Here is a 12398-nt window from a genome sequence, read left to right on the forward strand (position 1 = left end):
AAATTTTTATTTAGAATTATTCAAAAAACTAATGAATTGATTAAAAAAACAATAACATATGAAAACAAAATTAATAATATTCCTATCCTTAATAATTGGATGTACAAGTTGTAAGGCACAAAATACAACAGAGTATCATGCAAATTTTTATGTATCTATAAATGGTTCAGATACATGGTCTGGTACATTAGATAGCCCGAATGCAGAAGGAACAGATGGTCCTTTTGCAACATTAGTACAGGCTAGAAATGCGGTTCGTGAATTAAATAAAAGCCAATCCAAAGATATTGTGGTGCTAATTCGTGAAGGATTTTACCAATTAGATAAAACAGTTATATTTGGTTTAGAGGATTCTGGTAAAGGGTTACAAACAATCACTTATGCTGCTTATCCAAATGAGAAACCTGTATTTAGTTCAGGGAAACAGATTAATGGTTGGAAAAAAGTAACTGTCGATATTCCAGGATTGCCTAATAACGCTAAAGGGAATATTATGGAGGCCGATGTTTCAGATAAGTTTCTAACACTTTATGATGCGGAAGGGATGCTACCAAGAGCACAGTCAGAAGGATTTATTACAGAAGAAAAAACAAATGGTAGAAATAGACTCCATTTTCCAGATAATACATTCCATGATTATACCAATATGGAAGATGCTGAAATAAAAGTAAGACCGCATCATGCTTGGATAACCAATATGCTTCCGGTTAAGTCATTCAACACAAAAAAACAAACAGTTAACACAACCATTGATGCTACTTATGCAATGAATGTCCTTCATTTTCTAAAAGACACAGAGAATGCTTGGGTAGAAAATGTTATTGAAGCTCTAGATGAACCTGGAGAATGGGTACTAAATACGAAAGAAGGAAAAGTGTATTTATGGCCTAGAAATGAGTCTACAGTCTATGCACCGAAACTTATAGAGTTTATTCGAGTAGAAGGAGAAATAAATGAAAAGAAAGCGAAGGATATTCCGGTTCGTAATCTTCATTTTAAGGGGCTTACATTTAAGCATGGAGAACGTTATACTTTAACTCCAGATGATGCAGGTTTGCAACACGACTGGGATATGTTTGATAAAAGTAATGCGCTTATTCGTTTTAGAGGAACCGAAAATTGTGTTATAGAACAAAATCATTTTTTGCATAGTGGTAGTGGCGCTATTCGTGTCGATTTACACGGTATGAATAATACTATTTCAAACAATCATATAGAACATTTGGGAGGCGGAGGCATTCTGCTTGCTGGATATGGACCAGGAACAAAAGATGTAAATAAAAAGAATACCGTATATAACAACAATATTCATCATGTAGGTGAAATTTATTGGCATTCGCCAGGCATTTTTGTTTGGCAAAGTGGTGAAAATCGAATCGCAAACAATCTTATCCATCACTTAGATTATACAGCAATTATTCTTTCGGGTTGTATGACAGATTTCTTTGCTAAAAAAGGAAATGGACGAGAACTTGTAAGAACGTTGCGTCGTTATGAAATGCCAGAATTTGAAAAAGGTTTAAGTCTAGATGAGGTGTTACCTTATTTACACACAAAAGATAATGTTGTTGAGCTCAACGAAATCCATCATGGAATGCAGCGCTTAGGAGATGGTAATGCCATTTATATTCGTGGTGCAGGTAAAGGTAACATCATTCGTCGTAACTACATACATGATATGGTAGCAGATATGATTATGCAAGCCGCAATTAGAACAGATGGTGGGCAAACAGGAACACTTATTTCTGAAAATCTTATTTATAATGCCACTTCGCAAGGTATTCTTACTAAACTTGACAATAAAGTGGAAAATAATGTGGTTGTTAATATTATTGCTCCTCCAAGAGGTTATTATTTATCGGTGAGAGAAGGGCCTTTAACGGGTGCATCTATTAAAAGAAATATTTTTTATGCTTTAAGTAATGAAGCACGATTTATTGATGAATTACCACCTGGAAAAGCAGGTAGTTCTGAAGATCGTAGAGGAAGAGCATTGGCTCGTGCTATGGATGCAGATACTGATTATAATATTTATTTTAACAAAGTCAATTCAGAAATGGGTAAAGCCTTAATTGAGAAAAATCAGAAAAATGGTATTGATTTGAATAGTAGTGCTGAAGATCCGCTTTTTGTTGATCCAGAAAATGGAGATTTCAGATTAAAACCAGATTCACCAGCATTAGAGATGGGCATTGTTCCTCTCGATTTATCTAAAGTAGGACTGCGTAAGAGTTAATCTGTAAAATAATCTTGTTTATAGCAGGATATTTATAATACCAATAGAAATTTCTAGCTTTTATTAAACGAAAAAAAAGCAGGAATGCTACGTTAAATGTTTTCGAAAAGTAATATTCTAGAAGAATATAATTTTAGAAGTATTTTGAATAAATATTTTAGTAAATTACAACATATTATATCCGTTTTTTCACTTCGAAACAATGTCATTTAAATGAATTCAAGAGTAATTTTTTTTCAAACCATAGTCGTCCTTTTATTTAATGTTTCTTGTAAGAAAGAAGCTCAGGTAAAAAATACAGATATTACCAATAAAGTAAATGAGATCGTAAGTGCTCAAGTACCAGAAAAAATTCCAGATTCCATCCCAGAAGGTATGGTTTGGATTCCAGGTGGTACATTTAATCAAGGAGCTGTTGCGCAAGATAATATGGCTATGCAACATGAAAAACCTAGTCATCCAGTTAAATTAGATGGGTTTTTTATGGATATCACAGAAGTAACCAATGCGCAGTTTGCAGCATTTGTAAAAGCTACAGGCTATGTTACAACGGCTGAAAAAGATGTGGATTGGGAAGAGATGAAAAAACAAGTACCAGCAGGTACACTAAAACCGCATGATTCTATATTACAATCTGGTTCTATGACCTTTAAAAAAACAAAATCATCGGTACCAAATTTATATGACTTTTCCCAATGGTGGCATTGGTCTATTGGTGCTAATTGGAAACAGCCTAATGGTAAAGGAAGTAGTATAGAGGGGAAAGATAATTATCCTGTAGTGCAAGTGTCTTATGAAGATGCGATAGCTTATTGTAAATGGGCAAATAGACGTTTGCCTACCGAGGCAGAGTGGGAATATGCTGCACAAGGAGGAAGAGAAAATACCATCTATTTTTGGGGAGACGACAGATCGCAACTTTCTAAAATGGCAAATAGTTGGGAAGGAGAATTTCCATTTAATAACACGAAAGAAGATGGCTACGAGTTTCGTGCACCAGTAAAATCGTACCCCGAAAACGGTTATGGTTTGTTTGATATGGCAGGAAACGTATGGGAATGGACAGGGGATTGGTATAATACTAGCTATTATAAAGAATTAGCATCTTCTAAACAACCTGTTTTAAATCCTAAAGGAGCTACTAAAGCTTTTAACCCAAATAATCCGTATGTAGAGGAAAAAATAACAAAAGGAGGTTCTTTCTTGTGTAGCGATTCGTATTGTGCAAGTTATAGAATATCTTCAAGAATGGGTACAAGTAGAGATTCTTCCTTAGAACATCTAGGATTTAGAACTGTTGCAATACCAGAAATGTTGCGAGATTCCTTGTAATAATTCCTGTTTTAGTATAATTAATAACCAATGGACCAAACAGTCATGGATTCGATTATACCTTCGGTTTTTGCGGCTCGTTAGATATGGCACCTTATGTTTACATTGAAAATAACCAGCCAACCATGGTGCCGACCAAAACAACGATTTCTGTTGATGAAAAGAGTGTCTGGAGAGAAGGCCTTACTTCAGACGATTTTAACCATGCCACGGTATTACAAGATTTAACAGATAAGGCCATTCATTATATCGATGAAAATGCAAATGGGGAATCGCCATTCTTTATGTATTTCCCGTTGCCAGCACCACATACACCTATTTTACCAACCACAGAATTTTTGGGCAAGAGTAACACCAATATGTATGGGGATTTTGTAATGCAGGTAGATGATGTGGTTCGTCAAATTAGAACAGCACTAAAAGAAAAAGGAATTTCTGAAAACACCATGTTGGTTTTTACCAGTGATAATGGCTGTTCGCCAAGAGCAAATTTTAAAGAATTGGAAAAAGTAAACCACGATCCAAGTTATACGTTTAGAGGAACCAAGTCAGATATCTATGAAGGCGGACTTCGTGTGCCATTTATTGTAGAATGGCCAGCGAAAGCAATTAAAAATTCAAGTACAGATAAAATGATTAGTACTGCCGATTTCTTTGCGACAAGTGCAGACATAGCAGGTTATCAAATTAAAGATTCTGAAGGGGAAGATAGCTTTAGTATGCTTCCATTAATTACAGGTGAAAAGGAAAGTGCTATTAGAGCATATACAGTACTTCATTCTGTAGATGGTTCTTTCGGAATTAGAAAAGGCGATTGGAAATTAAATGCTTGCGAAGGTTCTGGAGGATGGAGCTATCCAAATCCTAGGGATGTTAGAAATGAAAATCTACAGTTGTCAGCCATGCAATTATACAATTTGAAAGACGATATAGGTGAAACCAAAAACCTAATCGACGAACATCCAAAGATAGCTGCGGAATTGAAAGCCGCGCTTAAAAAAATTATTTTGGATGGTAGAAGTACCCCTGGAACCATTCAGCAAAATGAAGGTATGGAAGGGTGGGCCCAAATTGAAGCGATAATAAATTAGTAAGCGTCATAATTGTCAATTTGAATGTGTATAATTGGTATTGTAATTAATCATAAAAAATTAAAAATGTTAAAATTCCTTATTTAGAGAAGTAAACACAACTTAATTAAGGATGAACATATAATTAACAAACATGAAATTATTACTTACAACATTAGTTCTATTGGTTTCAACCATGATAACTCATGCAGAATCCCTTGTGGTTAAAAATACAATTACCCCAGATACTTCTGTGGTTTACAAAACTGTAGGTAATACAGCATTGTCGCTTCATATTTTCAATCCGAAAGGACATCAAAAAAAAGACCAAGTTCCTGTTATTGTATTTTTCTATGGTGGTGGTTGGTCAGGTGGTACACCCAGACAATTTTATGAGCAATCACGCTATTTTGCTCAAAAAGGAATGGTGGCCATTGCAGCAGAATATAGAGTAAACAAAATACATGGTACCACACCTTTTGATGCGGTAACAGATGCGAAATCGGTTATTAGATGGGTTCGTGAGCAAGCTAAAACATTAGGTGTTAATCCTAATAAAATAGTTGCTTCAGGGGCTTCTGCAGGAGGGCATCTAGCCTTGTGTATAGATGTTATTGAAGGCTATGAAGACGTTAGAGAAGAAGTATCAGTCAGTTCTAAACCTAATGCTTTGATTTTGTATAATCCTGTTCTAGATACTACCGAAAAAGGCTATGGAATGGATAAAGTAGGTGAGAAAAAAAAAACGGATATTTCGCCCAATCATCATATTAAGAAAGGAGTTGTTCCTACTTTAATTTTTCACGGAAAAGCAGATAAAATAGTTCCTTATGAAAATGCCGAACGTTTCTATGAATTAATGAAAGAATCTGGAAATGATTGCCAGTTAGAATCTTATGAAGGAAAAGGGCATGGTTTTTTTAACGGGTCTTTTTTTAGAGGTAAAAATGCAGATAAAACCATTTACACAGATGTGATGGAAAAAAGCTACGCATTTATAAAAGCAAGGTTTAGTAATACCGATGTAAACCTAGCTAATCTTTTTAGTGATCATATGGTGCTACAACGTGGAATGAAAGTGCCCATTTGGGGAAGTGCTGAAGCTGGTCAAAAAGTTAGTGTAGCGTTTGCAGGACAACTAAAAACCACAATAACAGATGCATTTGGTAAATGGAAAATTCAATTAGATACTTTAAAAACTTCAAAAACAGGAAGCGATTTAATTGTAAGCGGAAAAAAAGAAATTGTTATTTCTGATGTTTTGGTGGGCGAAGTTTGGATTTGTTCCGGACAATCAAATATGCAAGTGAATGTTAAGGCGGTTCCAGATATTCAGGCTCTAGTAGATAAAGCAAAAAGCATAAGAAGTTTCGAGGCGACTAAAACCGTTTCCTTACAGGAAGAAGATGAGGTTAAAGGTACTTGGTCAAAAGAAACACCGGTAAGCGCTGTTGCTTTTGCCTTTGCCTATTATTTGGAAGATCTGGGTAATGTGCCCATTGGCATTATTCATTCGTCTTGGGGAAGCTCTTCTATTGAGGCATGGATGCCTCGAGATATGACTAAAGAGTTCGATTATTTTAAAACCATTATGCGTGATTTTGACGCAGATACAGTGACTCAAAACCGTATTAAATCGATAATAAAAAAACAAGATAAGCGAACAAGGGCAGAAGATGTTTTTATAAGAAGACAACCTAATATTTTGTTTAATGCCATGATGAAACCTTTGATGCCTTATGCCGTAAGAGGATTGGTCTGGTATCAAGGTGAACGCAATACCAGGTATCTATCAGGTGTGCCTACAGTTACAGAAGCCAATTGGTTTCATAGAGTAGCTGGCATGAAAGAATACGGCGAGATTCTGAAAGTGTGGGTAAAAAACTATAGAAAAAAGTGGCATAAAGACGACATGCATTTTATGGTGGTTATGCTGCCAGGTTATGGTAAAGGAGCCGGCAAGGAAATAGATCCAGAAGATCCTACTGAAGCATCTTGGGCTTGGATGCGTGAATCTCAACTTAAAGTCTTGAAACTTCCACATACAAGTGTTATTAATACTATTGATTTGGGGGATTTAAATGATATTCATCCCAAAGATAAACGACCTATTGGAGAACGCTTGGCGCTTGAAGCTGCAAAAGAAACCTTAGGCAAACATATAGTTGCAGAAGGCCCGATAATGAAAAATGTTGAAGTGAAAAATCGGAAATTAGTTGTAAGTTACCTTAATGCTGATGGATTAAAAACAACAGATGGTAAATCACCGACAGGATTTTGGATTGCAGACAATACCAAGCAATGGAAACCTGCCAAAACAAAAATTAAAGGGCAAACTGTAATTTTAAGTTCCAATCAAATAAAAAATCCGCTATACATACGTTACGCTTTTTCAGGAAAACCAAAAGTGAATTTAGTAAATGGTGCAACTTTACCAGCTTATCCTTTTAGAACGGATTCTGAAAATTAATTAAATATAATATTAAGAGAAAATAATACAACCTCAAACAAAAACAATCACTAGTATTTGATAGAATTATAATTATTGGATGCTTTGTTTTATTAACTATATTCTGTAATTCAAAATATAAGCGAGAAATGGAAAAAAATAATAGCGCAACCGATTCACTTCATACAACTGCTGGAAATAAAAGCACAACAACTTATGGCGATGACGTCATTTTTCTAAAGAATTATATAGACGTCATTGAACTTACAGAAGAATCTAACAACGCAAAAGTAGCTATTACTGCAGCTTTACAAGGCCGAGTGATGACCAGTAGTGCTTTTGGCGCTAAAGGAAGAAGTTACGGTTGGATTAATAAAGAATTATTTCAATCTAAAGAAACCTTAGAGCATATAAATGTCTTTGGTGGCGAAGAGCGTTTTTGGTTAGGACCAGAAGGAGGACAATATTCCATTTTCTTCAAAAAAGGGACCGAGTTCACCTTAGACAATTGGTATACGCCAAAACTTATCGACTTGGAGCCTTTTGAAGTAAAAAGTAAGACTTCCAATAAAGTGGTATTTATAAAAGAAGCAGCGTTAACCAATTATTTAGGTTTCACATTTGAAATGGGGATTCAGCGTGAAGTCGCTATTCTATCTAAACAAGAAATTCAAAAAACATTGGGATTAGATTCTCTTCCCGAGACGATTAAAACTGTTGCTTATAAAACCACAAATACCATGACCAATTTTGGGGACTCCGATTGGAAAAAAGAGAACGGGTTACTTTCTATATGGATGCTGGGTATGTACAAGCATTCGCCACACACCACGATTATAATTCCTTATATTACCGGTAAAGAATCAGACCTAGGTGAGGTGGTTAATGATGCTTATTTTGGTAAAGTGCCTTCCAATCGTTTGGTGGTCAAAGATAATATGATATATTTTAGTGGCGACGGTCAATATCGTAGTAAAATAGGTTTATCTCCAAAAAGAGCTAAAAATATTGCAGGTTCTTACGATGTTGCGAATGGTGTATTAACTCTAGTAAAATACAACAAGCCTGACAAAACAAAGGATTATGTTAATTCCATGTGGGAAATACAAGATAAACCTTTTGAAGGCGATGTAATTAATGCTTATAACGATGGAGCATCTAGTCCAGGAGCGAAACCATTAGGTCCTTTTTATGAATTGGAAACTTCATCGCCAGCTTTAGCTTTAAAATCTGGTGAATGTGCAACTCATGTACAATTAACCTGTCATATGGAAGCAGATGAGGTGAATATAAATCCTATTATTAAAGCATTGTTTGGTGTCTCTATTGAAGATATTAAAACAGCATTTCTATAGATAATAATGAACAGTAAATAAAGGAGGGTTTTTTATTTATTTTATGCAAATCTACCTTTTCTGTTCAAACGTTCTAAAACAACAAAGCCCAGTCAAGTAAACTTGCTGCGCTTTTTATGTTTCAAATCGTAACAAAGTTACTTTTGTTAGTGGAGTCGGAGAGAATCGAACTCTCGTCCAAACAAGTAATCAAATAGCTTTCTACACGTGTATTCTTTTCTTGGGTTTTCGATTGCAAGCTGGTTAAAGACAACCCACTTACAACTTATCTTTTTTATCTCGAAAGTGCATCAAAGCGCTACACCATCATAGTCAATTTTTACGATGCCTCAAAAAGAACGCCATTAACTAAGGCTTTCAGGAGACATTTAGCTCTCCTACCTAGTAGGACGAGGCTTAATCTTACTATAATTCAGATTATGCAGCTAAAGCGTAGTTATTCTCGCCGTTTAAAAAGTTGAAATAAGGATTTACGAGTATAATCTCATTACTCGACGTGCTTACCATTTCATTAATCTCGCTGTCAAAACCAGTCGACCCCGTTTTAAAATGATAATTTGGGCGTTACCCATTTTTGCTTTTAAGGGCAAAAATAGGTCAGGCTTTCCGTTATATCTTTTGCAAAATAGCAAAAGGATGTCACTATAATCCTTAACGCAAGCAAACCTAAACAAAAGCATTGGTTTACAAATGCAAAGTTATTAAAAAGTTTGTATAACCTCACAAATCCTATTACTTTAGTGCAAATTTTATTCCAATTAGAAGTTTATGAAATTCGCCATCATCAAAGAACGTAAAAACCCACCCGACAGACGCGTGGTATTTTCACCAGAAAAATTAGCCGAAGCTAGGGAGCAATTCCCACAAGCTCAGTTTGTTGTAGAGTCTAGTGCCATTCGCGTATTTCCAGATGCAGCTTATAAAGCATTAGGTTTTGAGGTAACAGACGATGTGTCTGATGCAGATGTCATGATTGGCGTAAAAGAAGTGCCTATCGAAAATTTAATTCCAAATAAAAAATATTTCTATTTTTCGCACACCATAAAAAAGCAACCATACAACCGTAAGTTACTTTTAGCAATGCTAGAAAAAAACATTGAAATGTATGATCATGAAACCATTGTAAAACAAAGTGGCGCACGATTAATAGGCTTTGGCCGTTATGCCGGATTGGTAGGAGCATATAACGGGTTTAGAGCATTAGGATTACGAGATGGTTTATTTAACTTACCAAAAGTGGAAACACTAGCCGATTTAGATGCTGTAAAGGCAGAACTAGATAAAATTACCATACCAAATATTAAAATACTTCTTACAGGAACAGGAAAAGTTGCACTAGGAGCAAAAGAAATTCTAGATTACTTAAAAATTAAAGAAGTAAGCGATGCCTTGTACTTAACTTCCAAATTTTCAGAACCTGTTTATGTAATGGCAGACGTTATGGAATATGCAAAACGCGAAGATGGTAAAGTAGGAGATAGATGGGCTTTTTATAAAGACCCAACAGGTTATATTAGTAATTTTATGCCTTATGCAAAAGAAACCGATTATTTTATAGCAGGACATTTTTATGGCAATAATGCTCCCTATTTATTTACTAGAGAAGATGCAAAATCAGCAGATTTTAAAATTAATCTAGTGGCAGATATTTCTTGTGATGTAGATGGCCCTGTTGCATCTACTTTAAGAGCATCTACTATTGCAGATCCTTTTTATGGCTACGACGCTAAAACGGAAACCGAAGTAGCATTTAATACGCCAAATGCAATAACCGTTATGGCTGTAGATAATTTACCTTGCGAGTTGCCAAAAGATGCAAGCGAAGGTTTTGGCGATATGTTTTTAGAGCATGTTATTCCTTCCTTTTTTAATGAAGACCAAAAAGGTATTTTAAAACGCGCTAAAATAACCGAAAACAAAAAACTTACCGAAAGGTTTTCCTATTTACAGGATTACGTATTAGGATTAAAATAAATTAATTTCAAACCCCATTTCTATAATAACTAAATAATCCCCATGAGTATATTTAAAAATTATTTTTTATTCGTTCTATGTCTATTTTTATTTTCTTGTAATGATGAACCAGTAGATTTTTCTGCAAGTTCTTTAACTTCAGAGATTACACCTCAAGAGTTTTTAGAAAACTTCGGTAGCACTATGGAAGCCCGATTTATGGGAAAAATATTAGATGAAGCAAAAGAACCTCTTTCTGGAGTGTTAGTGCAAATTGGAAACACTACAGCAATAACAAACGAACAAGGTGTTTTTTCAATAGAAAATGCAACTGTACAAGAAAAGTTTGCTTTTATAAAAGCAAACAAAACAGGTTATATAGAAGGTTCAAGAGCATTAACTCCAAAAACAGGAGTAAATTTAGTAGAAATTGTTCTATTAGAAATGGAACCAGAAGCAGTAATTAATTCTGGAGAAGAAGGCGTGGTAAGTCTTTCTAATGGTACAAAAATTGTATTTAGTGGCGATTTTATTAATCCACAAGGAGCAGCATACTCTGGCCAAGTACGTGTTGTTTTAAAACACCTAAAACCTACAGATGCAGAAATAGTAAATAAAATGCCAGGAATGTTAGTAGGACAAGATGCTGAAGGTTCTTTAAAAGTATTAGAAACCTATGGTATGTTAGCAGTAGCATTAATAGGAACATCGGATGAAGAATTACAACTAGCAAATGGTACTACAGCGCAAATAACGTTGCCAGTTGTAAACAATTTAAGTAATGCACCTCAAGTAATGCCTTTATGGTCTTTTAACGAAGATTACGGGTTTTGGAAACAAGAAGGAGAAGCAACATTACAAGGAGATAAGTATGTTGGCGAAGTGTCTCATTTCTCCTTTTGGAATTGGGATTACCCATATCCATCGGTTTATGTATGTATAGATTTAGTCGATACCAATGGTAATCCGCTATCTTATACACCAATTAACTTATATTCTCCTGCACTAAATTCAATTGGTACTTATGGTTATACCAATGCGTCTGGAACAGAATGTGGTTTAGTGCCTAGAAGTGATCAAATGGTATTAGTCGTGCCAGATTATAATTGCTCTGGAAATAATTTTTCAACATTAATTGGACCTTTTGAGAATGATCAAAATATTACAGTAACTGTCGCAAGTCCGGATATTGTAGACTCTAGTTTTATAGGTGTATTTAATAATTGTGATGGAGAGCCTGTTACAAATGGTTATTTAGAAATAGACTTAGCATTTAATGGGGAAACCTATGTTTTTCCTATTACAGATGGCACCATGTCATTATATGTTAATTATTGTGGTTTAAATACAGCGTATACTCTACAAGCTGTAGATTTAGACGCGAATCAAATCACTCAAGAAATTTCAGGGAATTTTACAAACCCAATTACCGATATAGGAACTTTATTTACTTGCCAAGACACTCCTAATGAAATTATTGCACAGAATGATGGTATGGATGGAATTGAAGTTTCTAACTCTTTAGGAGCAACAGGAGTTGTAAATGTTTTAGATAACGATACTATTGATGGAGTAGCAGTAAATGCAACTGAAGTAACTATAACTTCCTCTACCAATTTTCCAAATAACATTTTTCTAAATGCAGATGGAACTATTGATGTAAATGAAAATACGCCAACAGGAACTTACGATGTATTCTATACTATTTGCGAAAATGTAAACACAAACAATTGCGCTTCTGCAACAGTAACTTTATTTGTTACCAATACAGATGATACTACTGCAACAATAAATGCAGTAGATGATGGTATGGACGGGATTGAAGTTTCTAACTCTTTAGGAGCAACAGGAGTTGTAAATGTTTTAGATAACGATACTATTGATGGGGTTGAAGTAAATGCAAATGAAGTTACCATAACTTCCTCAACCAATTTCCCAAATAACATTTTTCTAAATGCAGATGGAACTATTGATGTAAATGAAAATACGCCAACAGGAACTTA

At 34.9% G+C, this 12398-nt stretch carries 6 protein-coding genes, 1 other RNA gene and 1 pseudogene; 7 read left to right on the forward strand and 1 reads right to left on the reverse strand.

Features of this window, described 5'->3' with window-relative positions; all coding sequences use genetic code 11:
- Nucleotides 1-58: 58 nt before the first annotated feature.
- The 5 genes from Q4512_RS13540 to Q4512_RS13560 all read left to right on the forward strand — a co-directional run bounded on the left by Q4512_RS13540 (nt 59) and on the right by Q4512_RS13560 (nt 8442).
- On the forward strand, nt 59-2236 hold the full coding sequence (locus Q4512_RS13540) for a right-handed parallel beta-helix repeat-containing protein (protein ID WP_303425624.1): 2178 nt from the start codon (nt 59-61) through the stop codon (nt 2234-2236).
- Nucleotides 2237-2449: 213 nt separating this feature from the next.
- Nucleotides 2450-3568, forward strand: coding sequence for a formylglycine-generating enzyme family protein (locus Q4512_RS13545; RefSeq protein ID WP_303425625.1), 1119 nt, complete (start codon nt 2450-2452; stop codon nt 3566-3568).
- A 23-nt stretch (nt 3569-3591) separates the two neighbouring features.
- On the forward strand, nt 3592-4659 hold the full coding sequence (locus tag Q4512_RS13550) for a sulfatase-like hydrolase/transferase (RefSeq protein WP_303425634.1): 1068 nt from the start codon (nt 3592-3594) through the stop codon (nt 4657-4659).
- Nucleotides 4660-4792: 133 nt separating this feature from the next.
- Nucleotides 4793-7108, forward strand: coding sequence for an alpha/beta hydrolase fold domain-containing protein (locus Q4512_RS13555; RefSeq protein ID WP_303425626.1), 2316 nt, complete (start codon nt 4793-4795; stop codon nt 7106-7108).
- A gap of 128 nt (nt 7109-7236) precedes the next feature.
- A complete protein-coding gene (locus Q4512_RS13560) occupies nt 7237-8442 on the forward strand; it encodes a DUF6786 family protein (RefSeq protein WP_303425627.1) in 1206 nt (401 codons plus the stop codon).
- Nucleotides 8443-8589: 147 nt separating this feature from the next.
- Here Q4512_RS13560 and ssrA read toward each other — a convergent pair.
- Nucleotides 8590-8983, reverse strand: a transfer-messenger RNA (tmRNA) gene (gene ssrA / locus Q4512_RS13565).
- A 227-nt stretch (nt 8984-9210) separates the two neighbouring features.
- Here ssrA and Q4512_RS13570 point away from each other — a divergent pair.
- Both Q4512_RS13570 and Q4512_RS13575 read left to right on the forward strand, forming a co-directional pair.
- Complete coding sequence (locus Q4512_RS13570; protein WP_303425628.1) at nt 9211-10416, forward strand: NAD(P)-dependent oxidoreductase; 1206 nt, start codon at nt 9211-9213, stop codon at nt 10414-10416.
- Nucleotides 10417-10458: 42 nt separating this feature from the next.
- Nucleotides 10459-12398 (forward strand): annotated as a pseudogene (locus tag Q4512_RS13575) (hypothetical protein); the annotation flags it as partial.

This window comes from Oceanihabitans sp. 2_MG-2023 (assembly GCF_030547245.1).
Lineage (GTDB): Bacteria > Bacteroidota > Bacteroidia > Flavobacteriales > Flavobacteriaceae > Oceanihabitans.

What these genes read in the sequence shown, in the direction of transcription:
- Q4512_RS13570 (WP_303425628.1), top strand. Translation starts at nt 9,211, where the DNA reads ATGAAATTCGCCATCATCAAAGAACGTAAAAACCCACCCGACAGACGC.
- Q4512_RS13560 (WP_303425627.1), top strand. Translation starts at nt 7,237, where the DNA reads ATGGAAAAAAATAATAGCGCAACCGATTCACTTCATACAACTGCTGGA.
- Q4512_RS13555 (WP_303425626.1), top strand. Translation starts at nt 4,793, where the DNA reads ATGAAATTATTACTTACAACATTAGTTCTATTGGTTTCAACCATGATA.
- Q4512_RS13540 (WP_303425624.1), top strand. Translation starts at nt 59, where the DNA reads ATGAAAACAAAATTAATAATATTCCTATCCTTAATAATTGGATGTACA.
- Q4512_RS13545 (WP_303425625.1), top strand. Translation starts at nt 2,450, where the DNA reads ATGAATTCAAGAGTAATTTTTTTTCAAACCATAGTCGTCCTTTTATTT.